Consider the following 26419-nt stretch of genomic DNA (forward strand, 5'->3'; position numbering starts at 1 on the left):
TCTCTTGTAAAGGTTCGGTTTAAGAACGGTGGAATACCCGACCCTGCCATTGCCGGTGGATTGTGTAGGAATTGTCGGATTCATCCTGACCCTAAAGGGTCAGGTATTCTCCTCGATTCTGTATAAAAAAGCCACCCATAAAAAGGAAGATCAGGTCGTTGGCGTACGGCGCAGTGGTCGCGTCGACATCGAGCGCGCCGGTAAGGGGAAACAACACGATTGGCAACAGGGAGGTCGCCGGGATCGGGATCGCCTCGCCGATCCACCACGCCGCCACCCAGGCGGTGGTCGCGCCGACCGCCTGGCCGCCCGCTGAGAGTCCCTCAGGAGTGGGTGCGAGCATGATCGCCGCGAACAGCACCGGACCCATGATGAGGCCGACCTTCTGTCGGCTGGTATACTGGCCGCCGACATCGAACGCCGATCCATCGTCGCCGCTCCCGTTGCCGTCGCCCGCGCCACCGCCCCCGTTGCCGTTCCCGCCAGCACCGGCTGCCTGTTCTTGCTCATTTCGACCGCCGTCAGTTGCGAGCCGCTCGGCCAGTTCCAGCTCCTCCGGTGTCAGCTTCGAGTAGTCTAAGAGCGCGGTCGGCCGCATCCGGAGGGCGTTCCGAGTGTGTCGGTCGAGTTCCCAACAGTACTCCCACACCTGTTGTCGACGCGAGCGGTTTCCCATAGCGTAGAACTCAAACTGCTAGCCCTAAGTATTATTTCAGAGTCACTTATAGATGCATAGGCGAACGGGCGCGTATCTCTACGAGGAGGGGCCATCTCCGAATCGATGCCGATTCCACTACGACTTCGAGGCGTGCGCTGGCACGACCGTTACCGGCCGATCACTGTCTAAGATCACTGCCTGGGCGACACTGCCGAACAGCACCTTGCCGACCGGCGATCGTCCGCTGACACCGAGGATAATCGTATCGCTGTCGTGTTCGGCCGCGAATTCGAGGATCACCACGGCTGGCTCACCGCCCCGCTCGTGCACGCTGTACGCGTGGCCGCTCGATTCGAGGCGTTCGACAGCGGTTTCGACCGACGCGGGGATCCGGTCGGTATCGCGAGTCTTTTCGGCCATCTCTTCGGCAAAGCTCTCGGCGAACCCCTCACCGGCGGCCCACTGGGGATCGGTCGCCGATGTGTCTTCGTGGACGTGCAGGACATCGACGCTGAGGTTGCCAGCGTCCACAGGGAGTTCCAACACAGCCTCTACCTGGGCTCGCGCTCGGGATTCGTTCTCGTTGACGGGAAGGAGGACGCGGTACATACCTACTCGTTCGACGTTGCACCCTTTACGTGTGACCGCCCACCTCGTGTATCGGGCTGGTCACTTCGCTCGTACTTATAAGAAAGTTTGTCAGGTCGGAGCTTTCTCGTCGGTCTGTATCCTTTTAATAGAGAGGGCATAACAACCGGTGTCCGTGTTCACAACGCTGTGTGAACATCACTGTCATCGGCTGTGGGTACGTTGGAACGACGCTTTCAGCGTGTCTCGCCGACGTCGGCCACGAGGTAACGGCGATCGATATTGGCGACGAAATCGTCGACCAGTTAGCCGACGGCACACCACCGGTGTCCGAACCTGGACTCGAGACGCTCGTGTCGACCCACGCCGGAGATCGGCTTCATGCCACGACTTCGTACGACGGTGTCCTCGAGACCGACGTAACCTTCCTCGCTGTCGGGACACCACCACGTCAGGACGGCAGCATCGATCTCAATGGGATTTTGGCTGCAGCAGCGGCGCTCGGCGAGTCACTCTCGGCTATCGGGGTCAACGAGCGACATCTCGTAGTCGTAAAATCGACCGTCACACCCACGAGTATCACGGCTATTCGGTCGGCAGTTTGGGACGGTCTTGACGGAGCCAGCGGCTGCTCGGTGTGGTTCCGAAGGAGGCGATCAAAAAAGACGGCTCTACGGTCATAGGCGCGACGCGTCGAGCACCATCGGTCGCGACCGCCTGTGAGCGGATCTTCGGGACGCTCCAACCTGCCGGGCCGCTGAATATCCAGCAGATCGTCGACGAAGACGGCGTACCACGGACGATCGAGATCAATCCGCGATTCTCCTCTACATCGTGTCTGACTGTTGCGGCGGGTGTCAACGAGTTCGATCTACTCATCCGCGACGGCCTCGGTCACCATGTCGAATCTCCCCCCGATTTTCAGGCCGATCTGTACATACGCAGATACCAGAGTCAACTCTTCACCGAGACAATCGAGCCCGAGGGTATCGACTCCCCACATTGCCGCAACGCATTGTGAGTTGGCCTACTGTATGGTGTGTGATCGCTTTCAGGAACGATCGCTGACATCGCCCATCAGGCTGTATCTCGTTCGGCAATCTCGTTGGTTTTCCACTGCAGAACTACGAATGAACAACAGGATTTTTGAAGAACGTACCAACATAGTATCATATGAGTTCTCCCTCTCAATTCGACCCCATGTCGGGTCAGTACGACATCTCAACGGTCGACCTCACCGATGATCGCTACGACGTAACACAGTCAGCGTTACGCAACAAGTACACTGTCAAAGACAGTACCGGGGCCGTCGTGCTCAGTGGCAAGCAGAAGCTGTTCAAGATGAGAGAAGAGTTCCCGTTCGTCACTGGTGACGGTGAGGACGCGTTCACAGTGAAAGCGGGTGGCATTCTCGACATCGCGGGCACCTACACGATCACTGACGCAGCCACCGGCGAGGAGGTCGTCGTCCTCGACGAGGACCTCTCGTTTTTCACCGAGCACTGGACGATCCGGGATCCCGAGTCGGGCAAGGCGCTGGCGACCATCCAGTCGAAGAGTAAATTCCTCTCGGCGCTTCGCCATCTCGTCTCCGTTGCGAACCTCGCGCCCAACAAGTACGAGATCTTCGACGCGGAGGGCGACCACGTTGGCGATATCGACGGCCAGTTCTCGCTGCGGGACAGCTACACGGTCACCATCGACGACGCGAGTGACGTCCCGAAAGAGGCGGTGATCGCCTCAGCGTGTATTCTCGACGCCCTCGAAAACAAGTGATTGAACACGAACTTCGCGAATTTTGCCTTACCCAAGGAACTCGTGTAGTACTGCGAGGGCTGCTGGTGGATACTGGGTCGCGAAACCTCTTTGATAACATGTCGTGAACTTGTACGCATGCATCACAGAGCGCTCGGTGCAGTCGACTCGGTGAGCGAGATCGGGTACGGTTCGTGGCAGATCGGCGGCGATTGGGGCGACGTGTCGGTCGACGAGGCCCGTCGGGCGGTCGAAACCGCTCGCGAGAGCGGTATCGATTTCTTCGACACCGCCGATGTCTACGGTGATGGCCGGTCCGAGCGAATTCTCGGCGACGTATTGGGTGCGGATATCGACCGCGATGCAGTCACTGTCGCGACGAAGGCGGGCCGACGGCTCGATCCGCACACGACCGAGGGATACACCGAAACAACTCTTCGGCAGTTCGTCGACCGCTCGCGGGAGAACCTGGGTGTTGAGACGCTTGATCTGGTACAACTGCACTGCCCGCCGACTGACGTTTACTATCGTCCCGCGGTGTTCGAGGCGCTCGAAACGCTTGTCGATGAAGGGCGGATCGACGGCTACGGCGTCAGCGTCGAACGCGTCGAAGAGGGACTAAAGGCGATCACGTATCCCGGCGTCGAATCGGTACAGATCATTTTCAATCCCTTCCGGCAGCGACCTGCCGAACTGTTTTTCGAGGAGGCCGCCGCGCGAGACGTCGGCGTCATCGTTCGGGTTCCGCTCGCCTCTGGGCTACTGACTGGCGCGCTCTCGCGAGAGACCGAGTTTCCTGAAAACGACCATCGCAACTACAACCGCGAGGGCGAAGCCTTCGACGTCGGCGAGACGTTCGCGGGCGTTCCCTACGAGGTCGGCCTCCAGGCCGTCGACGCCCTGGGCGAACACGTCCCATCTGAGCTCTCGCTGGCGCAATTCTCGCTCCGGTGGATTCTCGACCACGAGGCCGTCTCGACCGTCATTCCGGGGTCGACGACGCCCAAACACATCCGCGCGAACGCCACGGTTTCCGAGGGCGACCCGCTTGGCGTCGAAGCCCACGAAGCGGTCGAAGCTGTGTACGACGACCACGTGCGCGAGCACGTCCACCACCGATGGTAAGCGTTTCTATCGGTTAGAATGAACGACACGGTCGACCGTGTACAGGGGTTCGACCGTGCAGAAGTCGATACCGAATAACCGATCACGTCGACAAACCGTTTCGTACATTGTCTTTCAGTGCCGGATGCAACAGTTTTCTATGGAGTGTTCCTCTCGGCTCCAAAACAGATGTTCTGTGGTTCCTCCGAGTGCAAAGATTTTTCATGATCAACTGATATAGTGTATGTTAATGAAGCATACCGTAGACAAAACTCGGGAGTTTCGTGTGCTAAGGAGTATGAATACAAAGAATGCAATTAATCTGTTAGCCCCATCGGCTAACCGGGTGTTCCAAGTTGTCGAATACGAGGACAACAGCCTCCGCGAGGAGTTGGCAAGCCTTGATCCAGGAAAGCTGGTGTTGCTTGATCTCGAACGTATTGGTAGCCGGGCAAACGTCTGGAGAGCCAGTTGGCCTGATAGTAGTGAATCTGTTTCTACTTGATCGAAAGGTGGTTCGTTCAATCGTTGTTGCTTGATTGTTCGATGCCGAAGCCTGCGTACTCCCCTACGAAGTCTGCTGGTTACAATAAGTCAGAAAAACTACTGGCCAAAAGTAATGACATTTTTAATATAAATATAGAATTCGGATTCGAAGCTTCGGGGCTGTCGAAATTTTACTGGTCTATTTATAAATAGTTAGTTATTACTTATAATATAGATGGATGTAACAAACTGTCTTTCATATCCATGAATGCTGTCGATGGTAGTAACCTACCAACAAAATTAGTATGTACACAAACAAAACAGTAATAGCCTCAGCGTATTGCTGTACTGACAGTGATGTTCATAGGACACTTCGGAATTACGTTACTTCTGTGTGCACCGCTCGCAAATGTCCTCGTGACATCAGGCCGTAGAGTTGAGGTTCCCTATTGGGTTGGAATCGCCCTTGTCGTTACGATGCTTCCCGATTTCGATGTCTTTCTGCCCTGGGTCACCCATCGCGGAATCACACACTCAGTGCTGGCTGCAGTGTGTCTCGGTGTCTGTGTTGCTTTCGTCACCACGGCCAAACGTAGAGACCCTCTCGAAGCGTTCGAAGATACCGTCAGACGTGCGGTACTCGGCTTTATGCTCGGTGCGGGCACTGTTGTCGGTCATCTGGTTGGCGACCTGATCACGCCGATGGGCGTCCGACCGTTTGCCCCAGTCGACGCGGTCTACACGCTGGATCTCGTAGGTGCGAAAGACGTCGGAGCCAACCTCGCGTTCGTCGTGGTCGGCGTCGTGGTGTTTTGGACTGTCTACCGCCGCTCCAACGATCCTGCTCCGATTAGTCGAACCCCCACCGCTGAGCTGCCGGATTCTGATCTGCGATCTCTCAGCCCCTGAGGTGTATCGAGTCGACCTCTCGCATGTGTGCGTCGACGGCCACCGCATTTTAGCGCACCCCGAGAGAATACGAACCATGGACGCTACCGCCGACCACCGGCCACCATCGGGTGGCCAGTCGCTTTCACGGCGGGCAGTCCTCGCTGGTGGCGCTGGAGCCGCCGCAACCGTCGTTGGCCCCGGTGTCGCGATTGCACAGAACGACGATGAGAACGATGACGAGCCCGGCCCCCTGTACACCGACGCCGCCATCTCCTCTACGGTGCCGACGCTCGACGGCGACGACTACACTGGACTGTTCGTGCAAATCGTCCGTATAGAAGCCGACACGGAGATCGAACTGGGCGTCGACGACTGCGAATTTCTGGGTCCCGACGTCGAGATCGTCGCCTACGAAACCCGTCTTATCGACCGAATCGAGGAGGACCGAACGTCGACGTCGGCGATTCTCTACGCCGAAGAAGGAAACGACACCATCCATGACGGAAAGCTGTTCGTGGTAAATACGCAGGATGCCTGTACGACGGACTTCGTCTCGCTGAATCTCGAACAGATCGGAGCCGGAGAGATCGGCGAGTTCGCCAATGACGACGAAGACGGAGCCGGCGACAACGGTACAGGTGGTGCGGACTCGACGCCCGGATTCGGTGTCGGGACGGCCCTCGTCGGACTCGGTGCCGCATCGATCGTCGCGCTCCGTCGACTGGTCGACTGAGTAGCCAACATCTGCCGTCCGACTGACTGGCAGCAGACAGCAACCGTATCGCATCGACCAACTGAACCATCAAATACTTGCTTGGTACGGATAGCGTGTGGTTCAAGTATTACCCAGTGAAACCACTGGCGTATGAACAGACGAACGTTTCTGACACACGCCGGTATCGGGGCCGCTGGCCTCTCGGGGCTGGCAGGCTGTCTGGGGTCGGCCGAAGACGACTCTGATCAAGAACTCACAGTCGCGACCTACTCTTCGTTTACCGGTGAGGACACCGCCGGCGAGTGGCTCAAATCCGCTTTCGAATCCGAGTATCCCGACACGACCGTCTCGTTCGAGACGCCCGAAAACGGGCTCAACGAGTTCATCCAGCGCAAAAACGAGGACGCACCCATCAATGCGGATCTCTTTGTCGGGCTCAACACCAGCGATCTGGTTCGCGCCGACGAGCAACTCGACGAGCCGCTGTTCGCATCGAGTCGTGAGGACGTCGACGGTGCCGAGTCGATCAAATCCGATCTGGAGTTCGACCCCGAAAACCGGGCGATTCCGTACGATACGGGCTATATCAGCCTGGTGTACGACGAAGACGAGGTCGACGAACCGACCACGTTCGATCAACTGTTGGACGACGGGTTCGAAGACGCGCTGATTACACAGAACGCCCAACAGTCCGACCCTGGTCGGGCCTTCCTCCTGTGGACCATTCACGAGTTGGGCACTGACTCGTATCTGGAATACTGGGACGAGTTGGACGACAACGGCGTCCAGATCAGCTCGGACTGGGAGTCGGCCTATCAGGCGTATTCTGACCAAGAGGCGCCGATGGTGGTCTCGTACTCGACCGACCAGGTCTACTACAACGGCGACGACGTCGATATGTCACGCCACCAGGTCGGCTTTCTCAACGATCAAGGGTACGCGAATCCCGAAGGCATGGCCCAGTTCGCCGACAGCGACCACAGCGAGTTGGCCAGCCAATTTATGTCGTTCATGTTGACCGACGAATCACAGTCGGAAATCGCCGTCAGAAACGTCCAGTTCCCCGCCGTTGAAGGCGTCGAGCCCGGCGGCGATTTCGGCGAGTTCGCGCTCGAACCGCCGGAGTCGGTGACGTTCTCGTATGACGAGCTTTCGGGACAGGTCGGCGACTGGGTCGACGACTGGGCCCGCCAGTACGTGAGCAACTGACCATGTCGATCGGGCGCTGGGATTGGAATTGGGGGTGGAACTGGGCACTCCCGGCCGGTATCGCCGCCACGCTCACTGCACTCGTCGTCGTCTTCTATTACCCGGTGAGCGACGTTCTCGCCAGCGCCATCTACTCGGGCGGTCGACTCACGCTCTCACCACTCGTCTCAGTACTCGGCGACCCGTTTTATACTGGTGCGGCCCACACGCTTTTCGCGCAGCCGACGAGCCTCCCGCGACAGTTCACTGGTTGGCTCGCCGCCGGAGCGCCGGCGGTCGAGTTCGGCCTGTTTGGGTTTACGATCTACCAAGCGCTGTTGTCGACAGTCGTGAGCGTCGCGGTCGGCCTACCTGGGGCGTATCTGCTCGCCAGATTCGAGTTTCCCGGTCGACGGTTCGTCCGCTCGGTAACTATCTTGCCGTTCGTACTGCCGTCGATCATGGTCGCGGTCGGCTTTCTGGCGATGTTCGGTCGGACCGGCGTCGTCAACGACCTGCTGGGGGTTGTCGGGGCTGGCCCCGTCGAACTGACGTACACGCTCGAACTCGTCATCATGGCACACGCGTTTTATAATGCCCCGCTGGTCACGCGGCTGGTGACCGCCGCCTGGGAGTCGGTCGACACTCGACGGATCGAGACCGCCCGAACGCTCGGGGCCTCGCGGGCGAGGGCCTTGTACGATGTGACGCACCCTCAGCTTCTTCCGGCTGTGCTCACCGCCTCGGTGCTCACGTTCATATTCACGTTCATGTCGTTTCCGATCGTGCTCACCCTTGGCGGGCTGCAGCTCGCGACCATCGAGGTGTGGCTGTTTGCACGCGTCCAAGAGCTCGCGTTGACCGAAGCCGCGACGCTCGGGGCGATCGAGGCGGCACTCTCGCTCGGGCTGATCTACATCTATCTGCGCTACGAGGCGACACAGATTCGGACGAGCGAATCCCCACACCGCCAGCGTCGCATTCCGTTGTTCGACGGCCCACGCTCGCTGGTCGACCCGAGGCGGCTCGGCATCCTTCTCTACTGTGTTGGTGCAGTCGTCCTCTTCGTTGGGCCCTTGGCGAGTCTGGTGATCGAGAGCCTGACAACGCCCGATGGGCAGTTCACGCTGGTGTACTACGAGTTCTTGGCCTCCCAGCAGTCGACCGCTGCGGCGGGGACGACGCGCCCGCTGTCGGCGATCACGAACTCGCTGACGTTCGGTGCAACCGCCTTGCTGGTGGCGCTGCCGATGGGCATTGTCGTCTCGCTGGTGGCCACCCAGGAGCGTCGCGGCTCGCGGCTGGCCGAGGCGCTGTTGACCGCGCCGCTGGCAGTCAGTGGCGTCGTGCTCGGATTGGGGATGCTCCAGACGCTCGTTTTTGGGACGACCGTCTTCGGCCATCGAATCACGGTAACCGGACCGATCGCCATTGTCGCGGCCCACGCTGTCGCAGCCTATCCGTTCGTCTCACGCTCAGTCACTCCCGCATTGGGGAGCCTAGACAGCCAGCTCGTCGACGCCGCTCGGGCGCACGGTGCGAGCCGGACGGACGCTCTGCGTGACATCGAACTGCCGTTAATCGCGCCAGCGATTCTCGCGGGCGCGGCGTTCGCGTTCGCGATCAGTGTCGGCGAGTTCGACTCGACAGTGTTACTCTCGGAGGGCGTCGACAGCGCAACGATGCCAGTCGCGCTTGAACGCTCCATCGGCACGCGGTCGGTAGGGCCAAACCTCGGGCCAGCGACGGCGATGGGAACCGTGCTGTTGGCGGTGACCGCGGTGAGTTTCGTGATTATCGATCGCGCGGGTCGGCGGTGGCAGCCATGACGACGCCCGAAGTCGAAGTGCAATCGCTCTCGGTCGACTTCGGCGGCGTGAACGCACTCGAAGACGTCTCGCTGTCGATTCGCGACGGCGAGTTCTTCACGCTCGTCGGCCCATCTGGCTGCGGCAAAACAACGCTACTGCGGTCGATCGCCGGTCTCGAAACCCCGTCGACGGGGACGGTGTCGCTCGGTGGAACGATCGTCACCGATCAGCCGCCAGAGGCGCGCAACGTCGGCATCGTCTTTCAGAACTACGCGCTGTTTTCCCACATGAGCGTCGCCGAAAACATCGGGTACGGCCTCAAGTTTCACGACCTCCCGGATGACCAGGGCATCGACGAGCGTATCGCCGAGATTCTCGAGCTCGTCGACCTCGATACGTATGGCGATCGCAACCCCGACCAGCTCTCGGGCGGCCAACAACAGCGCGTCGCTCTCGGGCGGGCGCTAGCTCCGAAACCGGACGTGTTGCTGTTGGACGAGCCCCTGTCGGCGCTGGACGCCCAGCTTCGCCGTCGACTTCGGGTACAGCTCAAAACCATCCAGCGCGAACTCGGGGTCACGACCGTCTACGTCACCCACGACCAGGCCGAAGCGCTGGCGATCAGCGACCGAATCGCGGTGATGCGAGCTGGTCGGATCGAACAGGTCGACGCGCCTGAAACCGTGTATCGTGCCCCGGCAACCGATGCGGTCGCCGAGTTCATCGGCGATAACAGCCTCCTTCGCGGAACGGTCACCGAAAACGGCTCACAGTTGGCTATTCGAGGGAAACAGCTCGCATTACCGACCGAGGTCGACCCCGCCGACGGAACTGAACTCACACTGTCGATCCGACCTGAACAGTTCTCGATCAACTCAGAACGGCACTCAACCCAACCCGAACAGTCGTCGGCTCAAGAGCAGGCTTCGTTGGCTGCGGGTCGATCTTCATCGGCTGCGGGTCTCCCTTCGTCGACAGCGGTTCGGCTGTTAGCGACGGTTGAAACCGTCGAGTTCCTCGGAGACGCCTATCGGGTCTACTGCACGTGGAACGGACAGACGATCGTCGTCAAATCAGCAACTGAGCCACCAGACGGTGCGGTCGATCTCAGGTTCGATCCTGATTCGGCCCACGTGATCGATCCGTAGTCGGTACGTGAATGCCGTTGGGATACTACGCCCATCTGCGTTTGCGGATCCAGACTCTGCGTGCGACTGTCGCGGTAATCGCCACCGGAGAGGGTCGCTGGCTGTCTGATCACAACCGAGCTACTCTAGTTCTGTGTACAGCGATTCGTACTGTTTGGCAACCGAATCGAGATCGAAGTTACTGATTCGCGTCTCCGCGTTCGATCCGATCCGACGCCGAACGTCTGTGTTTTCGAGTTGCCCAAGCGTGTCGACGAACGCCGAGAGATCACTTTTCGAGACTTTCAAACAGTCGTGGCCGTCTTCGAGCCACGAGAATGTCTCAATATCTCTCACCACCGGCGGTTTGCCAGCGGCCATCGCTTCGAGCAGGGCGATCCCCTCGTTTTCCTCGTGCGTCGGGAAAAAGAAGACGTCACCCGCCGCATACGCCCCGCGGATGTCGTCGACGAATCCGGTAAAGGTGCAGTTTTCGGGTGCCGAGTCGATCAGACGCGTGGTCGACCGTCCCTTGAGCGAGCGGTCGATGGGTCCGAACCACGCGAAGTCGAAGCCGGGACACCGCCGGGCGGTTTCGACGAACGTTTCGAGGCCCTTGCGCTCGAAGACGTGGCCGACCTGAAACGCCACCGGCGGCGTGAGGTCGAACCGTTCGCGGTAGTCGGCCGCAAGCGACTCGAAGCCGCGGAGTTTCTCGCGGTCGACGCCGTTCGAAATGACTTTCGTTGGGGTGTCGGTGTAGCGGCTGATCAGCCGTCGGTTGTACGTTGAGGGGCACACCAACACGTCGGCGAGCCCGTAGGCCCACCGGAGGTAGCGCCGGAGCGGACCGGCGAGCGCGTTAGAGAACCGAAAACTGTCGCCGAAATCCTCGGCGGTCAGATGGGTGTTGACGACCACCGGAATCCCGCGAGACCTGGCTCGACGGGCGTACCAGACCGATTTCGGTCCCATGAGGTTGCAGTGCAACACGTCCGCGCTGAGGTCGTGGTCGGTTGTGTACTCGATATCGAGGCGCTCGAGCATCTTGCGCTGGTGTCTGACCGACTCGCGGATGCCGCCGGTGATGATTGATTCGAACTCACAGACGTGACTGACAGATAGTTGCTCGCTGCCCTGCATCGCGGTCGACGCTAGTCGAGAACGAGCCACGGCACCTCCATGAGCGCCGGAATATGGGTCTCGATGTGGTGCTCCCAGACGCCCTCCTCGCCGAAGGCCTCGCCGTGGTCGGCAGTGACGACCACGCGGCCATCGAGGCGGGCGGTCAGTTCGGCGACCGATTCGAGCGCGAGTCGGAGGTTCTGTTCGTACAGGTCGAGCGCGGTCTCGCGGGTGCCGTTTCGCAGCAGCCCCGCCGGGTCGAGTTCGAGCCAGAGGCCGACCTTCTGGGCGAGTTCGATGCCGTCGAGAAGGCGTTCGACCCGTGGTCGGACAGTGTCGGTGATCGGGGCCAAAAGGCTACTTTTCTCGCCGTCAGCGTCGGCTTGCTCTCGAATGCCTTTCTGGATCTGGGTGAGTTTACCGCCGCTGGCCCGAGAGAGATACGGGGCGTGCGGCTGCATGTAATGCAATACAGTCCGGTCGGCGCGCTCGACCAGCGATTGGTGGGCGTCGAACGAGGCGGCCAAACTTTGGGGTGGCACCGTCCCGAGGTCCTCGTCCCAGCCCTCGCGCCAGACGTCGACGATTTCGCTAATGTGCTCGTTTGCGGTCCAGGGATACTCGCAACTCGCACCCCACTTGAGTTCGGACAGTGGAATACCCAGATCGTTTATAAATGGATTGCCCGAAAAGTAGGCGATGTCGTGGTCGCCGGTGAACGTGCGATAGGCCCACTCGGGCGTCGACGACCCTCGACTCCGTCGGCGTTCGAGCGTGCCGTCGAGGTAGTCGTCGTACACTTCGCTGAACACGTCGTACCGGCAGGCGTCCAACACGACGCAGTAGTCCCACTCAGACTCTACAAACCGCTGCTCGTTCATCCGTTACTGATAATTCTGCATGCGGCTACCTATGTGTACTGGTCGTTAGTTTCCAATTCTGCTGTCACGTCCGATCAAAATCATTCCAGATAGCCGAGATCGCGCAACCGGTCGCGCATCTCGTCGTCGGCGTCGTCGAGGGGGCCGGAGTCCACAACCGAGTCGACAGCCGATTTTTCACTCGCGTCGGCTTCGTCCCACGCACCCCCGAGTTCGGCCTCGAACCGCGACAGGGCGGCCTCGGTTTCGGCGACTCGGTCGTCAACCGCTGGGTCGAGCGGCGTCCCTTCGCCCGGGTCGTTGTCGAGTCGGAACCCCTCGTCGGGAATACGGTCGGCGCGGATGTACTTCGCGTCGGTGCTCCGGGCCGCACGGAATCGAGAGTAGGCCCGGTGGTCCGTCGACAGATCGATGCCTGCGGCCGCGGCCTTCTGTTCGAGGTGGTGGAGTTCGATAACCGGCTGGGCGTACTCGACGAACGCGTAGTCGTTTGAATCTCCTTCTTGCTGACCGAGAACCGCCCGCTGGCCGGGGTCGGGGTCGACCGCCGACTCGAAGGCGCGGTACTCCTCGGCGAGCAGCGAACGCGTCGGATCGTAACCGACCGGCCCTCTCTCGCCGTTTTTTCGAACGCCATCGAGATCAGTTGGCTCGACGCCGGCCGCATCGAGGATCGTGTGGTAACAGTCGAGCAGTTCGACGAGATCTTCGCGGCGCTCGGCGGTGCTGTCGGGATGGTTTATCAGCAGCGGGACGTTGATGAGTTGGTCGTAGAGGCCGAACTCGTGGCCGTAGAGGTCGTGTTCGCCGTGGAGTTCGCCGTGGTCTGCACAGACGATTACGGTCGTGTCGTCCCAGCGGTCGGTCGACCGCAGCCACTCGAACAGTCGACCCATCTCGGCGTCCATATGGGCGATCTCGGCGTCGTACAGCCCGCGGATGGCTGTCCACTCCTTGTCGTCGATTTCCGTTGCACCCGAGTTGTACTCCTTGGAGTTCTGGCAGACCTCGTGGGGGTCGACGCCCGGTGCGAACTGCTCGCGATATTCGTCTGGCGGGTAGTACGGCAGGTGGGCGTCCATTAGATTGATAAAGCCGAACCAGCCACGGTCGCTGTCGCTCGATTCGATGAACGATTTCGTGCGATCGATCACCCGCGGCGTTTTCGAGTCGGCTCCCTCGCCGCTGGCGAGCGCGGAGTGGGTGACCGCGCCGAGCCGAACGAGTTTCGAGGCGAGATCACGGAGTCGCGGCGAGTCGTTGATTCGCTGCCACAACGTCGCCAGCGGTCCCGAAAGCAGCGTGTCGGGCAAAGCCTCAAAGAAGGAATCCTGTTCGTCGAAGCCCGCCGTAAGGCCAGTGTAGGAGGTAATCCAGGCGTTCGAGGAGAAACAGCCCGTATCGTAGCCCGCGGTCGACAGACACTCGGCGAGCGTCGAGACGTCGTCGAGATACGGGCTGGCCTGATCGGCTCCGTGCTCGCTGGGATACTGGCCGGTGAACAGCGAGGCGTGGACCGGCAGCGTCCACGGTGCGGGCGCGACCGCCGACTCGAAAACGGTCGACTCCTCGGCGAAGGTGTCCAACGTCGGCGTGGTCGACCGATCGTAGCCGTAGGGGCCGAGGCGATCCTTCCGAACGGTATCCAACACGACAACTAGCACGTTCGACGGCCGACGATTGTCCATTGGTGGCGAATGCCGGGTCCATCCAAATAAATCGATTGCCTTCTGCAAAGAACAACCAGACGTTTCTTGTGTCACGGCTCCCCCACGTTCGGCATGGATGGGCCCAGCCGGCGCACGTTGATTCTCGGAAGTCTCGGCACGCTCGCCGTGTTCGCGGCCCTCTTCGTGTTCGTCGACGTCGGCCGAGTCGTCGACGTGCTTCGATCGGCCGATCCGTGGCTGGTCGCACTCGCGGTCGCGTTCGTGCTATGTTGGCTTGTTTCGTGGAGCCTGATGCTGAAAGTCGTGCTGTCGGGCCTCGGGATCGAACTTCCGTTTCTCACGACGTTTTTCGTCTACGCGGGTGCGGTGTTCTCCAACAACATCACGCCGTTCGGCCAAGCCGGTGGCGAGCCGGTGGCGGCACTGCTCATCTCGAAGGTGTCAGGTTCGCGCTACGAGACCGGGCTCGTCGGCATCGCGACGGTCGACCTGCTCAACGTCGTCCCCTCGGTTTCGCTGATCTTCCTCGGTGTGGGCCTGTATGCGACGACAGCCTCGGTCGACGGTCGAGTTGAGACGGCGGTCGGCTCCGCGGTCGTCCTCATTAGCTCGATTCTCGTCGTGCTCTGGGTTGTCTGGCGACTGCGAGCCATCGTGATCGAGCGCCTCCCAGGTGTCGTCGCCCGCGTGGTCGACCGAATCGACCTCGGCCGGTTCGACATTGCCACGCTCGAACGGGGACTCACCGCCAGACTGGAGCGGTTTTTCGAAAACATCGAACTCGTCTCGACCGACCGGTGGCGACTGCTCGGCGTTGTCGGCCTCTCGCTGTGTGGCTGGCTGTTTCAGACGGTAGCCCTGCTGGTCACGTTCGCCGCGCTGGGGACGAGCGTTCCAGTGGCGGTCGTCTTGTTCGCGATTCCGTTGGCCAACCTCGCCGGGGCCGCCCCGCTTCCCGGTGGGCTCGGTGGTATCGAGGCCGCTTTTGTCGGGCTTCTCGTGCCGACCACCGGTGTCGACGCTGCCACCGTCACGGCCGCCGTCCTGCTGTTTCGCGGAGCTGTCTACTGGATTCCGGTCGCGATCGGTGGCGTTTCGGTGTCTGTATTCGGTGCGCAGGAACTCGCCTGAGCGTCGGTGCCTGCGGCGAAACAAGTAAACCTTACAATCGAGTCGGCAGATGGTGTGAACAATGGTCCTGCTCCAAGTCGACTACGCGCCCGACTGGCTCGCCTCGATGATGACCTCCGAACTCGGGTACGTGGTTCTGTTGGGCATCTGTTTGTTAGAGGGTGTGATGATGCTCCGGTTTCTCCCAAGTGAACTGGTCGTTCCGCTCGGGCTTGCGATGCTCGGTTCGTCGATTCCTGATGTGGTCGTGGTCGTCACCATCGCGGTCGTCGGAACGACGATTGGCCAGACCGTCCTGTTTCTGCTCGTGCGTCGAACCGGTCGGGAGTACCTGTTCGAAAAGCGGTGGTTCCCGCTGACCGAGTCGCGGCTCGAACGCTTCGACGGCTGGTTCGACCGCTGGGGACCGATCGCGGTCGCGGTCAGCAACACCATGCTTGTCGTCCGTGGGCTACTGACGGTCCCGGCTGGTCTCTCGGATATGGACGGCCGGAAATTTATCGCGCTGTCGGCGCTCGGGTCGACGTCGTTCCAGTCGATTCTCGCTGGGCTCTACCTGCTGGGCGGGCATTTCCTGGTTTTCTGAGAGAGGGTACCGAAACCATCTGTCGTTGTGCGACGATTATTCTTCAGAAGTTGGTAGAAATAGCCTGCGAGCCTGTGAGCGCGTGTCTTGCAGCAGATTCCCTATCAAATAGAGGTACTTTTGAGTTGATTCTGCTGAGTGACATCCTCCTCGCCGTAAACGGCGAGGCTTCCCACGCATGGGGAATACCAGTTAGTCGTCGCTAGCAGAGGGTTTCGACTCTTCGTAGGCCGTGAGCGTCATCTGCGCTGGTACGTTCTGTTCACGGTGAGTCGTGGCGGTGTCACAACCGCTCCCATCCCGAGGCGAGTCATCGCGTCCAGCCTTGTCAAGCGGGACGCTCTCTCCCCACGGGTTGATCCGTCGTGCGATATTCGCGGAAGCGTTGATGTCGGCCTGAAACGTCGAAACGTGGCAGTCGTCATTCGGACACCGGAACTCGGCTTGGGAGCCCCGCCGACCAATGTGGTGGCACGAGTGGCACGTCTGCGACGTGTACGCCGGATTCACGTACTCGACCGGGATACCTGCCTCCATCGCCTTGTCCTCGATGCGTCCTTGGAGTCGGGCGAATGCCCACGAGTGAAGCCGACGGTTCATGTACTTCCCGTAGTCGAGCTGTTCCCGAATGTATGTCAAGTCCTCCATCACCAACACCGGATTCTCGTACTGTGTGACGTACTCGACAGCCTGCCGAGACGCCTTCTCCACGATGTCGGTGAGCGCGTTCTGGTAGTACGAGAAGCGGTCTTCAATCCGCCACTCGGATGCCTCACGCTCTTGGAGTCGTTTCAGGGTTGTGTGCATCTCTTTGCGGAGATGTTTCGCTCTGCTCCCGCTACACACGAACGGATCAGTCGGAGAACCGTCGTTGAGGGCACAGCCCGTGATCAGGGCGGTTTCTCCGATGTCTAAGCCGATGTGCGTGGCGTCACCGTCTGTCGCTGGTTCTTCGACTGGGTACTCGACGGAGACGTGTAGTACCCAGTTCTTCTGATGCTGCTGAAGCCGTATCTCACCCGCCTTCGCATCCTCCGATACGAGATCGTGCCAGAGGTCTTCCTGTTCGGGGTTGATGCGGAGCGGCATCCAGAAGTTCGTCCCTCGGCCCGCCCGTGGAACCCACCACGTAAACTCGTAGTCGCGGTCTTCAGAGTGGTCGAACTTCGCGGCTTGGTTGGTGAGCCGTATCGGGTGTTCGTCGTCTAACTCCTTGGCGTTGTACGTCTTGCGGAGTTTCGGGACGTAGTTGCAGAGGGCAGCTTTGGCCTGATACGGCAGCTCGTAGGGCGTTACGATGTCGCTCACCGCAGACATGGTACTTGCCCCGGCGTCGAACGCCTCTTGCAGACCGTCACGGTAGGTTTCGAGCAAGTCGTTCAGTTTCGCCTGCTTGTGAGCGGTAGGGGGCGCGAACGTCGCCTGCAACGTTTTCGTGACGGTCGTAGACATTGCTACTGATCCTCCACGTATTCCATCAGTACGTCAATGCTCACTTGTCCGGTGGTGGCGAGAAAGTATCCGGGTTGCCAAAACGCCTTGTCGAGTGCCTGCCGAACTTCGGGATTCTCATCACGGATTTTGCGAGACGTGACGCCCTTGAGTGAGTTGATGAACTTGGTGAGGTCAGTCGTTGGCTTCGCAGTGAACAGGATGTGAACGTGGTCGCTCCCGCCGTTGACGTTCTGGATGTTCACGCCGAAGTCCTCAGAGATGTCGCTGGCAATCTCACCGACCCGTTCGGCTATCTCGTCGGTGAGAAGGTCTGCGCTGTACTTCGTGACGGTCACGAAGTGATATTGGAGCGCGTAGACCGTGTGCGACCCGGTTTCGAGGTTGTACTTCATTTGGCCGTACTAATTTTTACGCACCCAATTCGAATAAAAGTTCGCAGTCGTGGGGTATTCGGCCTGCAACTGACTGTGATTTGTATAGGATTTGTCGGCTTCACGCCCGGCGTAAACGCCGGGATTCTCGCCTTGAAGAAAGATAGAGAGGTTGAATGCAGCAAAAGTGCGGTCAAAAAGCCGAACGACTTAGATCGTTGCTCTTCGGTAGACCGGCGCTCATCGCTGATTTTCTCGTATAATCACGACGGAACATGGTGCCCGGCGTGCAACGGACTCGGCGACGCTCCCAAGCAATACCCTGACTGCTCCCGACCAACCCGTACTCCCCATAACGATGTGATCGATCTCGTTCTCTTCGGCATATCTTACGATCGTTTTCGCGGCGTGGCCTTCCTTCATTGCCGTTTCGATCTCCCGATTGTGTTTGCCCGCGATTTCGTCGGCCCGGGTGAGTATTTCTCTCCCTTTCTCTACGGCGAGTTCGTACGCCGATTTGTTTGGGTCCTGTGGGAACTCCGTGACCTGAACGACGTGAAATGCGTGTATCTTCGCTTCCGGGAAGAGATCGAACGCTTCCCTGAGGGCAGCTTCAGATTCCGAAGATCCATCCAACGGAACTAAGGTCCGTTTCATGATTCCTGCATACGTAGCCGGCAGGCTTAATGGCACTTCTATGATAGATCTTCTGAAGCGTGGCAAAGTCAGGAATATTAGTTTGTTGGTCAGGGGCAAGACCAACTGCTGAACTTACGCTTGAACTCTTGCACTCGGATCTTGACGTGGAGGTCATAAACAACGGTTCACGGCGTTAGATCATTACCCTCTATTGGCCGATCACAGCAATTTCGAAATGACCGAATCGTAGAGCAAGATACGCGCGTTGTATTCAGCAGTCGGTTCCTACCACATTTGAGAGAGGTTGCAGACGTACTTGCAAGACTAATCCTCTAAATAAAGCACTCTGACTTCAATACATCAAAATCCTGCCACAGTAGAGAGTATGAGCGCTCTTTCTAATCCGTATGGATACGTCGACCGTTACTGGCCGAGAAGTACCCGCATATTGCGACCCCAAGCCCCTTGTTTTATAAAACGACCGACTACTCCCGTCGACGGTAGAACGGCAGCCGGAACCTGATCTTGCGGTCGTAGAGCTGCCACCGGGCTTCGAGGCCGGTCCAGACCAGTCCCGTGATAAGCATGACGGCGACGGCCGCAAACTCGGTGTTGCCCATCCACGGCGGCGAGGCGTACAGGATGCCGTTGTAGATGCGGTGGGGAAGCACCGAGGCGATCAAGCCGCCGATTGCGCTGAACGGATTGAATCCCGAGAGGACGCCCGCCGACTCGTCGTCGGTGCCGGAGTCCTCATCCGTTCGAGACTCAAGGCCGAGTTCCGCTGCGCTCTGGCCCCCCTCGCTTTCGGGGCCGGTTTCGAGGCGCTCGGACTCGTAGGGCAGCGTCGAGTTGGCCTGCCAGACGATCTCGCCCTCCTGGTCGACCTCAATCACGCGCTTGCCGTGGGTGTCGGTGATCAGCGTGTTTCCGTTGGGCAATCGGTCGGCATCCCGCGGCCACTGGATTCGGTCGTCGGACCATTCCCAGCTCCGTTCCCACTCGCCGTCCTCGCGCTGGAACTCCTGAACGCGCGCGTTCTCGGAGTCGGCGACGACGATCGCTGGCCCGCCTTGGGATTCGGGGATGAAGTCGGGGTTGTGTTGTTCGTACTGAGTGTCGTACTCGTTCTCCGAACCGAGCGTCCAATCGTCGACGATCCCCTCCTCGCGGTCGAGGAAGACGACCTGATCCTGGTTGCGGAGGCTGACCATGAAGTTGCCCTCCATCTCGCCTTCTTCGATGTACTCGATGTCGTTGATGTGGGCCCAGTCTTCGGGGTACGGCCCGCCTTCGTCGACCGGGAACTCGCTTTGGGCGTCCCAAAGCCACTCGACGACCTCGGTTTCGGTGTCGACGACGAACACCTGATCCTCGACGATGTCGGCGACCGCGACGTGAGTGTCGTTGATCCGCGTCGAATCGTGCCATTCTCCGGCGGTCTCCTTGTAGTCGTACCGTTCGTAGATCACGTCGACCTCGCCGGTCGTGACGTTCACCTGCTCGATGGCGTTGCGGGCACATGGTGGATCGGTGCAGGTGTCGCCCTCCTCGCCGACCGTATCGGTGGCTGTGTACTCGATCACGTCGTCTTCACCCTCGACGGGGTCGGCGTCGAAGTACTTGGTCCGGGTGTTGTTGTAGTAGGCGACCTCACCGTCGGGGTCGTAGACGGTGATCGTGCCCGACCGCCCGGACTCCGTGATCACGGTGTGATTCTCGGTTTCGGGTGCAGTCGGCACGTCTGCCTCAGTCGCAGTCGAGAGCTCCTGGTTCGAGCCGCTGGCGACGACGACACCCGACAACGCGATCAACAGAATAAACGCGATTCGAAGGCGGTTGCGTGAGATCAGTTCGGCCACGCGCTCAAATCTATCTGTGGCGGCACTCATGATGCTACAATGTCACCCAATTCCTGTTAATACGGCGGCTATCTGGCATTAAAACGCCATTCAAGCCCGGGGGGTATAGAACTTGCTTTCAGATTAGCTTCTGATAGGTTCAGTGACTAATCAGCTTACTGTTGAACGTCAGAGACACAACAGCCATGTGGAACAGTACCGAATAGTAGGTATGAATCTCACCGTCTATGGGCCACTTCGGGGGGTGACTGGATCAAAAACGGTTTCGATCGAGTGTGCAGCTGACGACAACCCCAACTCAGTTCAAGACGTTCTCGATCGGTTCGTCGACCAGTATCCACGGGCCACTGCCCATCTGTTCGATGCAGACGGACGACTCCAGGCGAGCGTTCGAATTCTTGTCGACGGCGAGCGTGTCGAGCTAGAAACGCCGTGTCCGTCGACGGCCGAGCTCTCACTGATTCCGGCGGCCAAAGGAGGGTAGTTCGGGCTGGCCGATGGTGATCCTCAGAGCCCGTACTGCTCACGGACGACTTTAGCCAGCCCCACGTCTTCGAGAATTTCGGTCGGCACCAACATCGATAGCTGAACGACCCCCGGCAGGCGAGCGATTTCGACGCCGCCCGTGAACGTACAGCGCGCTCGCACCTCGCCTTCGGTCATGCCGAACAGTGAACCAGCGCGGTCGAAGGCGTTGTCGGTCGCGGCGTTGATCGTCGCCCCCGAGCCGATGATCTGCAGCGGCATCGCATCCGCGACGGTGTCGACGCCGTACTCGGCCGCGAGCGCGTTGCCCGCTTCGCGTTCGTCGTCGGTGTACGGTTTCGCAATCTCCGGGAGGTCGGACTCGTTCGGCAATAGCAGCGGCCCGTCCATCTCGACGTTTTTGATTACCTCGACTTCGAGTTCGGTCGTTCCGCTCACGTCTGTCGTGTGTAGCGATAGCTCGCCATCGCCCTGATTGGCGTGCAGGTCGCCGACGTACAGGCCACCGCCGTCGACGCGGACCGGACAGATGAGCGTTGCACCCGGCCGCACGTCGTTCGAATCCATGTGGCCGTCAGTCCGTGCGTCCAACTCGCTCTCGTCGGCGATTCCCCAGTCGTGGGCGGCACCGATGAGGAACTGGCCGAAGTCACCTGCGTTGTGCGAATCCGGCAGTTCGACTGCCGGTGTGGTCCCGATGTTTCCAATGAACGGTGCGAGGTGGCCGAGCGTACCCGGAATCTCGTCGGGCTTATAAAGCAAAATCGGATGCTGGCGGGAGTTCTCGGGCAGTGCCATGTTCTCGTCGGCGTTTTCGGCGAGTTTGTCGGCACCCTCCGGGCCGACAGTCAGCCCAACGGTTCGACCCTCGTCGAAAACGACCGTATACCCATACTCAAAACCGAACGAGGAGGCGTTCGCGCCGCACTCCGCACACCGAATTGCCTCTTCGCCGGTGCCGTCGACGACCGTCTCGGGCCACTTGGTGCCGCAGTCGGGACACCGGTGGTCGATGAAGGGGTCGTCGCCGAACGCCTCGCTTCGTTCGGCCATGCTGCCAGTGCTGGTAGCGACGCTCGTCACCTGGACGTCTTTGATTCGGACGACGAGCGCGTCACCGACCTCGGCGTTTTCGACACGGATCGGTCGGGTGACCTCGTGGCCACCGCGAAACGAGGGGGTAATCATCGGCCCCCAACAGCCGGCTGGCGTATGGGTTCGAACCGTGCCACCGTCGGCAACCGTGCCCGCCCACTCCTGATCGGGACCGACCAGCCCGAGCGTGAACTGGTCGACGTCGAGTTCCTGTTGAATCTGCTGTGACATCGTCTGTATGTATGTGACCAAATAACATAAGCAATATGTGGCCCGATTGGTGTCTCTGGTTCGCTTGGGGCGCTGGCATTCCGCCAGCCGGGTGTTTACCAGTCTTTCTGCGTTTTGTCACGCCAGAACTGTCCGCTGGGTGCATCCGGTTCGAATCGGGCGAGCCAGACCGGGGTTTCGGCTCCTTTTTCAGGAGATCGTGGCGCGTTGCCGTCGGCCATATCCGTCTGGACGTAGCCCGGACACACCGAGTTGGCCAACAGTCCCGAATCGCTGTACTCGCCGTGAAGGTAGCACGTCAACCCGTTTAAACCGGTTTTCGAGATGCGATACGCCGGCATCCCACCGCCCTGCGGCTCGGTGATCGCGCCGAGCCCCGACGACATGTTGACGACCCGACCACCCGGATTCTCTAACAGGAGCGCAAGCGCCTGCTTCGTGAGGTGGATCGGTCCGTGGAGGTTCGTTTCAAGCGTTCGGTCGATGGTGTCGGTCGACATCGAATCCAGCGGCCCGCGGCTGTCCATCACGCCTGCGTTGTTGACGAGCACGTCCAGTCGACCGGCCTCGCTCGCGATTCGGTCGATTGCGGCCTCGCGCTGGGCCGCACGGGTCACGTCAAGTTCGATAGCCCGGCGGTCGGCGGCCGCAATGTCATCAGTATCGCGGGCTCCCGCATAGACGGTTGCGCCGTGGTCGACGAGTCCGTCGGCGATTCGCTTGCCGATGCCCCGGGTTGCGCCGGTTACCAGTGCGACCTGTCCATCCAGCGTGTCGTACAGTGGTACGTCCATACACCGAGTTCGGGCGCACAACCAATAGATGTGGCAGTCCGAGCGGCTGGCCTATTTATATCCAACCGTGGGATGGTAACAAACGTTTTCTGTATCGTGAGTGATTATTTGACATGGTATCCGTTACTAATACTCAGGGAGCCGATGGGATTCGCGCACTGTTCGACCGCCAGCTAGCGGTCGGTCTCCACCACGGCGCACAGCTCGTCGTGTATGAGGGGACCGAACGCGTCGTCGACCTCGCGGGCGGGACGACCGGCCCGGATGGCGACCAAACGACTCCTGATACGAGACACCTGATCTGGTCCTGTACCAAACCCTTGGTCGGCACCTGCGTCCACCAGCTCGTCGAAGGCGGCCACGTCGACTACGGCGACCCGGTCGTCGACCACTGGCCGTCGTTCGCCCGCGGCGACGAGGCCAAAAAAGCAGTGACTGTTCGCCACGTCCTCAGCCACCAGACAGGGATGCCGACCAGCGAGTTGGATGGGAATCCGGCGGCGTGGGGTGATTGGGAGCAGATTGTGGAGACGATGGAGACGCAGGAACTCGAAGACGAGCCGGGCACCACTGCGGCCTACCACACGGTCACCTACGGGTGGCTCGTCGGCGAACTCGTCCGGCAGGTCACAGGCACGCGGATCGAGAAGTACGCCCAAGCAAACGTATTCGAGCCACTGGGGATGGATCAGACGAGCGTCGGCGTCCGTGACGGCCAACCCGAAACGGTCGCAGATATTGCAGGCTTCGACATTTTCGATCGGTGTGCGGACCCCGCAGAAGGGTTGGTCGACCTCTCGCCGGAGGCTGCCGCAGGGCTCGGCAACGATCCGGGCGTGTTGCAGGCGGTGATCCCGGCCGCGAACGGGATCAGCACTGCCCGGGATATGGGTCGATTCTTCGCCTGCATGGCCAACGGCGGTACACTGGACGGCACCCGACTTTTGGAGCCCGAGACGGTCGACGAGGCGACCGAACTCCAGATCGAGACGGTCGACGATGGAACGCTCTCGCGGCCGATGCGCTACGCGATGGGCTACTGGCGCGGCGGCACCGTTTCGGATCTGTTCGGAACGCTCTCGTCGCCCGAGACGTTCGGCCATGTTGGGCTCGGGAGTATCGTCGGCTGGGTCGACCCGACGGCCGATCTCACGTTCGCCTACGTCTGCAACGGGATCCGAGAAGAATCGTATGAACACGCCGCCCGCGTGAATCAGCTTGCTGATGCCGTCTATCAGGTCTACGGCTGACCACTTGCAGACGGTGCACAGCGGGTCTGCCGTGTCGTGACCGCCCTTTTAGAAGCTGTCTGCGAACTTGTTTCGGCGGTTGATATCGATCTCGCTCAGGCTCGACCGCTCGCGTGAGGCGGCGAACACGATCGCTTCGGCGATCTCTTCGGGTTCGGTTACCTCACCCTTCTCAAACACCTCTGCGAACGTCCGGCCGTCAGTCGACTCGAACTCCGAGCGAACCTCCGAGGGGTTGATCACGGTGACACCCACGCCGTCGTCGCCGACCTGGGCGGCGACGCTTTTGGCAAAGCCGCGGACCCACCACTTCGAGGCCGCATACACCGGATTGAACGAGCGGGGGTACTGCCCTGCAAAACTCCCGAGGAAGACGAGGTGGCCCCCGCGCTCGCGGACGTGCGGAATCGCCGCACGTGTCAGGTAAAACACGCCGTCGACGTTGGTCTCCTGCATCGTGTCGTACTCGTCGGTCGACAGCTCGGTAACGTCGCTTCCGCGAGCCAGCCCCGCGTTGTTTATGACGATATCGATGCCGCTGAACCGCTCGACGGTTTCGGTGACGAGCGCGTCGACGGCGTACTCCTTTCGGACATCCGTCGGTACGACCAGTGTCTCGACGCCGTGTTCGGATTCGAGGGCTGCAGCGAGCTCAGTCAGTCGATCCTCGTTGCGGGCTGCAAGCACCACGTTCGCACCGGCCGCTGCAAGCTCGCGGCAGGTCGACGCGCCGATTCCCGCGCTTGCACCGGTTACAACTGCCGTCTGTCCGTCGAGTGAGTGTATCATGTCGGGAGACACCGAAGCCCACACTGTAAGCTTTGTTGTCGAGGTAGTCAGGCAAGCGGTACGAAACCCGTCGACGAACCGCGGAGCCGCCAGCGAGGTTGGTGAGTGACCTACCGAGTTACAGTTCGAAGGGGTCAAAGCGGAACGCGGTACTTCGACACGTATCTGTCTATAAAATCCATGAATAAACTGTTTTACGCATAGAATGTTTACTAACGAGTGAGTAACGCGAAAATCTCTGAAAACTCTCAAAGACAAACACTATGGTTTGCTATATACGTACACTCTCGCAAACGGCCTTGGTGGCTCGGATAGCCCGCTTTGGACGGAGTCGGTCGACACCGTTCACGACCTCTATGACGGGGTCGACCGGGGTGCTGGCTGTATGAGTGCCAACACACCACACACACCGACACAGTTCGAGCGGGTGTTTCACCAGATCGACGACGCGATCGTCGAGTTCGAGATCGTCGACGGCAAGCCGGTGATCGTCGACGCCAACCACGCGTTTCGGGACATTTTCAGCCCCGATATGAAGCGTGTGATCGGTCTCGAACTCAACGAGCTGATCGTCCCCGAGAACAAGCACGAAGAAGCCAAACAGTTCGACCAACGCACGTCGGATGGCCGATCCAACGTCGCGTTCGTCGAGCGATCGGCCACCGATGGCGAACGGACGTTCCTCTACCGTGGGATTCCGTACGACGAGAACCACGGGTTCGCCATTTATACCGATGTGACCGGCGAGTTCGAGCGCCGCGAGGATCTCGCCGAGATCATCGCGCTGGCCGAACAACTGCGCTCGAACCCAGAGGAAACCGCCATCGTCGACGTTGCGACAGCAATCAAGAAGAAAGCCGAAACGCTCGCACGGCTGACCGACTGAGTCGACTGGTTATAAATAACTCTGTAGCTGGCCTTGTTCAGTGTCTGTGGCCTCGTTCAGACGTGACCTTTCGGCATGAGGTCCTCGAACGGTTGGGCTGCCAGCCACTCACAGAGCTCGACCAGCTGATCGCTGGCAGCCTCGAACAGCTGTTTGCCCTTTGCGGCGCTGGCATCGGTCTGGTCGCCGAGCACACCGTTTGCGGTGTTGTCGATGGCGTCGTAGAACGTCCGTGAGCCGTGTTTTTGGACCGATTGGGGATCGAAGCTCGTCATCCCACCGTCGCGGGCGTCTTCGAGTCGGTCCTCGTGGACTAACTCCGGGCGGAGGTACTGAATCATCGATGTTTCCTTTGGCCCTCCGTGTGGGCCTGGCTGTGCGAACACCTCTTCGACGAGATCCGGAATGCTGTCGTTCCACATCCACTCGATAGCATAGATAACCTCGTCATCGCGGAGTCGACGGCCGACCTCCCGGAGGTGCTGGACGTTGCCGCCGTGAGCGTTGACAAAAATCACGCGGTCGACGCCGTGATAGGCGAGGTTCCGCGTAAACGATTCGACGTAGTCCCGAAACACTGGGGGCTCGACCCACATCGTGCCGTGGAACTGGCGGTGATGGGGGCTGACGCCGATGTTGATCGTTGGCGTTCGGAGATAGCCTGTTCGCTCGGCGGCGGCGCTGGCGAACCCTTCGGCGATCATGTGGTCCGTTCCCTCGGGGAGGTGTGGGCCGTGTTGTTCGGTCGACCCCAGCGGGACGAGCGCCAGCGACTGCTCGTCGAAATACGTCCCCAGTTCCGGCCACGTCTCGTCGGCGAGATACATACGTACTGGTGACTCTCC

At 60.1% G+C, this 26419-nt stretch carries 28 protein-coding genes; 15 read left to right on the plus strand and 13 right to left on the minus strand.

The window, feature by feature from the left end:
* Positions 1–91 precede the first annotated feature (91 nt).
* Positions 92–676: an anion permease gene (locus O2S87_RS06235; protein WP_475407937.1), complete on the minus strand. Its 585-nt coding sequence runs from the start codon at positions 674–676 to the stop codon at positions 92–94.
* 117 nt (positions 677–793) lie between these two features.
* Positions 794–1267: a universal stress protein gene (locus tag O2S87_RS06240; RefSeq protein ID WP_475407938.1), complete on the minus strand. Its 474-nt coding sequence runs from the start codon at positions 1265–1267 to the stop codon at positions 794–796.
* A gap of 170 nt (positions 1268–1437) precedes the next feature.
* Here O2S87_RS06240 and O2S87_RS06245 point away from each other — a divergent pair, with 170 nt between their 5' ends.
* The 10 genes from O2S87_RS06245 (at position 1438) to O2S87_RS06290 (ending at position 10344) form a co-directional block, all read left to right on the plus strand.
* Positions 1438–1929 (plus strand): hypothetical protein, encoded by a 492-nt coding sequence (locus tag O2S87_RS06245; protein ID WP_475407939.1) that lies wholly within the window; start codon positions 1438–1440, stop codon positions 1927–1929.
* Entirely contained in the window at positions 1884–2267 is a 384-nt protein-coding gene (locus O2S87_RS06250) for an ATP-grasp domain-containing protein (protein ID WP_475407940.1), read from the plus strand. Before O2S87_RS06245 ends, O2S87_RS06250 begins: the two co-directional genes overlap by 46 nt.
* Positions 2268–2419: 152 nt before the next feature.
* On the plus strand, positions 2420–3022 hold the full coding sequence (locus O2S87_RS06255) for an LURP-one-related/scramblase family protein (RefSeq protein ID WP_475407941.1): 603 nt from the start codon (positions 2420–2422) through the stop codon (positions 3020–3022).
* Between the two features lie 117 nt (positions 3023–3139).
* Positions 3140–4126 (plus strand): aldo/keto reductase, encoded by a 987-nt coding sequence (locus tag O2S87_RS06260; protein ID WP_475407942.1) that lies wholly within the window; start codon positions 3140–3142, stop codon positions 4124–4126.
* Between the two features lie 229 nt (positions 4127–4355).
* The gene (locus O2S87_RS06265) at positions 4356–4610 is read left to right on the plus strand and encodes a DUF7999 family protein (RefSeq protein ID WP_475407943.1); all 255 of its coding nucleotides are present in this window, start codon (positions 4356–4358) and stop codon (positions 4608–4610) included.
* 338 nt (positions 4611–4948) lie between these two features.
* Positions 4949–5500, plus strand: coding sequence for a metal-dependent hydrolase (locus tag O2S87_RS06270; RefSeq protein WP_475407998.1), 552 nt, complete (start codon positions 4949–4951; stop codon positions 5498–5500).
* Positions 5501–5576: 76 nt separating this feature from the next.
* Positions 5577–6215 carry a PGF-CTERM sorting domain-containing protein gene (locus O2S87_RS06275; protein ID WP_475407944.1) on the plus strand — a complete coding sequence of 213 codons (639 nt, stop codon included), beginning with the start codon at positions 5577–5579 and terminating at the stop codon, positions 6213–6215.
* Between the two features lie 132 nt (positions 6216–6347).
* On the plus strand, positions 6348–7406 hold the full coding sequence (locus O2S87_RS06280; protein WP_475407945.1) for a thiamine ABC transporter substrate-binding protein: 1059 nt from the start codon (positions 6348–6350) through the stop codon (positions 7404–7406).
* Between the two features lie 2 nt (positions 7407–7408).
* The gene (locus tag O2S87_RS06285) at positions 7409–9214 is read left to right on the plus strand and encodes an ABC transporter permease (RefSeq protein WP_475407946.1); all 1806 of its coding nucleotides are present in this window, start codon (positions 7409–7411) and stop codon (positions 9212–9214) included.
* Complete coding sequence (locus O2S87_RS06290; RefSeq protein WP_475407947.1) at positions 9211–10344, plus strand: ABC transporter ATP-binding protein; 1134 nt, start codon at positions 9211–9213, stop codon at positions 10342–10344. Before O2S87_RS06285 ends, O2S87_RS06290 begins: the two co-directional genes overlap by 4 nt.
* A 120-nt stretch (positions 10345–10464) precedes the next feature.
* Here the strand turns inward: O2S87_RS06290 and O2S87_RS06295 are convergent, their stop codons facing one another.
* The 3 genes from O2S87_RS06295 to O2S87_RS06305 all read right to left on the minus strand — a co-directional run bounded on the left by O2S87_RS06295 (position 10465) and on the right by O2S87_RS06305 (position 14017).
* Positions 10465–11466 (minus strand): glycosyltransferase family 4 protein, encoded by a 1002-nt coding sequence (locus tag O2S87_RS06295; protein ID WP_475407999.1) that lies wholly within the window; start codon positions 11464–11466, stop codon positions 10465–10467.
* 11 nt (positions 11467–11477) lie between these two features.
* On the minus strand, positions 11478–12329 hold the full coding sequence (locus O2S87_RS06300) for a hypothetical protein (protein ID WP_475407948.1): 852 nt from the start codon (positions 12327–12329) through the stop codon (positions 11478–11480).
* A gap of 80 nt (positions 12330–12409) precedes the next feature.
* Complete coding sequence (locus tag O2S87_RS06305; RefSeq protein ID WP_475407949.1) at positions 12410–14017, minus strand: sulfatase; 1608 nt, start codon at positions 14015–14017, stop codon at positions 12410–12412.
* A 93-nt stretch (positions 14018–14110) separates the two neighbouring features.
* On the opposite strand from O2S87_RS06305, the gene O2S87_RS06310 reads away from it, so the two are divergent.
* Positions 14111–15130, plus strand: coding sequence for a lysylphosphatidylglycerol synthase transmembrane domain-containing protein (locus O2S87_RS06310; RefSeq protein ID WP_475407950.1), 1020 nt, complete (start codon positions 14111–14113; stop codon positions 15128–15130).
* A gap of 61 nt (positions 15131–15191) precedes the next feature.
* Positions 15192–15716, plus strand: coding sequence for a DedA family protein (locus O2S87_RS06315; protein ID WP_475407951.1), 525 nt, complete (start codon positions 15192–15194; stop codon positions 15714–15716).
* Between the two features lie 192 nt (positions 15717–15908).
* Here the strand turns inward: O2S87_RS06315 and O2S87_RS06320 are convergent, their stop codons facing one another.
* The 4 genes from O2S87_RS06320 to O2S87_RS06335 all read right to left on the minus strand — a co-directional run bounded on the left by O2S87_RS06320 (position 15909) and on the right by O2S87_RS06335 (position 20073).
* A complete protein-coding gene (locus O2S87_RS06320) occupies positions 15909–17168 on the minus strand; it encodes an RNA-guided endonuclease TnpB family protein (RefSeq protein ID WP_475407952.1) in 1260 nt (419 codons plus the stop codon).
* A 2-nt stretch (positions 17169–17170) separates the two neighbouring features.
* Positions 17171–17563 (minus strand): IS200/IS605 family transposase, encoded by a 393-nt coding sequence (gene tnpA, locus O2S87_RS06325; RefSeq protein WP_475407953.1) that lies wholly within the window; start codon positions 17561–17563, stop codon positions 17171–17173.
* Between the two features lie 219 nt (positions 17564–17782).
* The gene (locus O2S87_RS06330) at positions 17783–18199 is read right to left on the minus strand and encodes a universal stress protein (RefSeq protein WP_475407954.1); all 417 of its coding nucleotides are present in this window, start codon (positions 18197–18199) and stop codon (positions 17783–17785) included.
* A gap of 467 nt (positions 18200–18666) precedes the next feature.
* Complete coding sequence (locus O2S87_RS06335; RefSeq protein ID WP_475407955.1) at positions 18667–20073, minus strand: arylsulfotransferase family protein; 1407 nt, start codon at positions 20071–20073, stop codon at positions 18667–18669.
* Positions 20074–20254: 181 nt separating this feature from the next.
* Between O2S87_RS06335 and O2S87_RS06340 the strand changes: the two genes are divergently transcribed.
* Complete coding sequence (locus O2S87_RS06340) at positions 20255–20527, plus strand: ubiquitin-like small modifier protein 1 (RefSeq protein ID WP_475407956.1); 273 nt, start codon at positions 20255–20257, stop codon at positions 20525–20527.
* Positions 20528–20550: 23 nt separating this feature from the next.
* Here O2S87_RS06340 and O2S87_RS06345 read toward each other — a convergent pair whose 3' ends face one another.
* A complete protein-coding gene (locus O2S87_RS06345; RefSeq protein ID WP_475407957.1) occupies positions 20551–21855 on the minus strand; it encodes an acetamidase/formamidase family protein in 1305 nt (434 codons plus the stop codon).
* Positions 21856–21950: 95 nt separating this feature from the next.
* Positions 21951–22649 carry an SDR family NAD(P)-dependent oxidoreductase gene (locus O2S87_RS06350; RefSeq protein WP_475407958.1) on the minus strand — a complete coding sequence of 233 codons (699 nt, stop codon included), beginning with the start codon at positions 22647–22649 and terminating at the stop codon, positions 21951–21953.
* 113 nt (positions 22650–22762) lie between these two features.
* Between O2S87_RS06350 and O2S87_RS06355 the strand changes: the two genes are divergently transcribed.
* A complete protein-coding gene (locus tag O2S87_RS06355; RefSeq protein ID WP_475407959.1) occupies positions 22763–23899 on the plus strand; it encodes a serine hydrolase domain-containing protein in 1137 nt (378 codons plus the stop codon).
* 48 nt (positions 23900–23947) lie between these two features.
* Here the strand turns inward: O2S87_RS06355 and O2S87_RS06360 are convergent, their stop codons facing one another.
* On the minus strand, positions 23948–24688 hold the full coding sequence (locus O2S87_RS06360) for an SDR family oxidoreductase (protein ID WP_475407960.1): 741 nt from the start codon (positions 24686–24688) through the stop codon (positions 23948–23950).
* A 268-nt stretch (positions 24689–24956) separates the two neighbouring features.
* On the opposite strand from O2S87_RS06360, the gene O2S87_RS06365 reads away from it, so the two are divergent.
* Positions 24957–25574 (plus strand): PAS domain-containing protein, encoded by a 618-nt coding sequence (locus O2S87_RS06365; RefSeq protein ID WP_475407961.1) that lies wholly within the window; start codon positions 24957–24959, stop codon positions 25572–25574.
* A gap of 56 nt (positions 25575–25630) precedes the next feature.
* Here the strand turns inward: O2S87_RS06365 and O2S87_RS06370 are convergent, their stop codons facing one another.
* Positions 25631–26401 carry a creatininase family protein gene (locus O2S87_RS06370; RefSeq protein ID WP_475407962.1) on the minus strand — a complete coding sequence of 257 codons (771 nt, stop codon included), beginning with the start codon at positions 26399–26401 and terminating at the stop codon, positions 25631–25633.
* Between the last annotated feature and the right edge of the window lie 18 nt (positions 26402–26419).

The organism is Halohasta sp. A2 (genome assembly GCF_056175805.1).

Excerpts from the sequence above, each read along its gene's own strand:
- O2S87_RS06360 (WP_475407960.1), bottom strand. The coding sequence starts at position 24,688 with ATGATACACTCACTCGACGGACAGACGGCAGTTGTAACCGGTGCAAGC.
- O2S87_RS06350 (WP_475407958.1), bottom strand. The coding sequence starts at position 22,649 with ATGGACGTACCACTGTACGACACGCTGGATGGACAGGTCGCACTGGTA.
- O2S87_RS06340 (WP_475407956.1), top strand. The coding sequence starts at position 20,255 with ATGAATCTCACCGTCTATGGGCCACTTCGGGGGGTGACTGGATCAAAA.
- O2S87_RS06265 (WP_475407943.1), top strand. The coding sequence starts at position 4,356 with ATGAAGCATACCGTAGACAAAACTCGGGAGTTTCGTGTGCTAAGGAGT.
- O2S87_RS06355 (WP_475407959.1), top strand. The coding sequence starts at position 22,763 with ATGGTATCCGTTACTAATACTCAGGGAGCCGATGGGATTCGCGCACTG.
- O2S87_RS06345 (WP_475407957.1), bottom strand. The coding sequence starts at position 21,855 with ATGTCACAGCAGATTCAACAGGAACTCGACGTCGACCAGTTCACGCTC.
- O2S87_RS06315 (WP_475407951.1), top strand. The coding sequence starts at position 15,192 with ATGGTCCTGCTCCAAGTCGACTACGCGCCCGACTGGCTCGCCTCGATG.
- O2S87_RS06295 (WP_475407999.1), bottom strand. The coding sequence starts at position 11,466 with ATGCAGGGCAGCGAGCAACTATCTGTCAGTCACGTCTGTGAGTTCGAA.
- O2S87_RS06305 (WP_475407949.1), bottom strand. The coding sequence starts at position 14,017 with ATGGACAATCGTCGGCCGTCGAACGTGCTAGTTGTCGTGTTGGATACC.
- O2S87_RS06330 (WP_475407954.1), bottom strand. The coding sequence starts at position 18,199 with ATGAAACGGACCTTAGTTCCGTTGGATGGATCTTCGGAATCTGAAGCT.
- O2S87_RS06270 (WP_475407998.1), top strand. The coding sequence starts at position 4,949 with ATGTTCATAGGACACTTCGGAATTACGTTACTTCTGTGTGCACCGCTC.
- O2S87_RS06255 (WP_475407941.1), top strand. The coding sequence starts at position 2,420 with ATGAGTTCTCCCTCTCAATTCGACCCCATGTCGGGTCAGTACGACATC.
- O2S87_RS06275 (WP_475407944.1), top strand. The coding sequence starts at position 5,577 with ATGGACGCTACCGCCGACCACCGGCCACCATCGGGTGGCCAGTCGCTT.
- tnpA (WP_475407953.1), bottom strand. The coding sequence starts at position 17,563 with ATGAAGTACAACCTCGAAACCGGGTCGCACACGGTCTACGCGCTCCAA.
- O2S87_RS06240 (WP_475407938.1), bottom strand. The coding sequence starts at position 1,267 with ATGTACCGCGTCCTCCTTCCCGTCAACGAGAACGAATCCCGAGCGCGA.
- O2S87_RS06370 (WP_475407962.1), bottom strand. The coding sequence starts at position 26,401 with ATGTATCTCGCCGACGAGACGTGGCCGGAACTGGGGACGTATTTCGAC.
- O2S87_RS06335 (WP_475407955.1), bottom strand. The coding sequence starts at position 20,073 with ATGAGTGCCGCCACAGATAGATTTGAGCGCGTGGCCGAACTGATCTCA.
- O2S87_RS06310 (WP_475407950.1), top strand. The coding sequence starts at position 14,111 with ATGGATGGGCCCAGCCGGCGCACGTTGATTCTCGGAAGTCTCGGCACG.
- O2S87_RS06290 (WP_475407947.1), top strand. The coding sequence starts at position 9,211 with ATGACGACGCCCGAAGTCGAAGTGCAATCGCTCTCGGTCGACTTCGGC.
- O2S87_RS06300 (WP_475407948.1), bottom strand. The coding sequence starts at position 12,329 with ATGAACGAGCAGCGGTTTGTAGAGTCTGAGTGGGACTACTGCGTCGTG.
- O2S87_RS06285 (WP_475407946.1), top strand. The coding sequence starts at position 7,409 with ATGTCGATCGGGCGCTGGGATTGGAATTGGGGGTGGAACTGGGCACTC.
- O2S87_RS06280 (WP_475407945.1), top strand. The coding sequence starts at position 6,348 with ATGAACAGACGAACGTTTCTGACACACGCCGGTATCGGGGCCGCTGGC.
- O2S87_RS06235 (WP_475407937.1), bottom strand. The coding sequence starts at position 676 with ATGGGAAACCGCTCGCGTCGACAACAGGTGTGGGAGTACTGTTGGGAA.
- O2S87_RS06260 (WP_475407942.1), top strand. The coding sequence starts at position 3,140 with ATGCATCACAGAGCGCTCGGTGCAGTCGACTCGGTGAGCGAGATCGGG.
- O2S87_RS06320 (WP_475407952.1), bottom strand. The coding sequence starts at position 17,168 with ATGTCTACGACCGTCACGAAAACGTTGCAGGCGACGTTCGCGCCCCCT.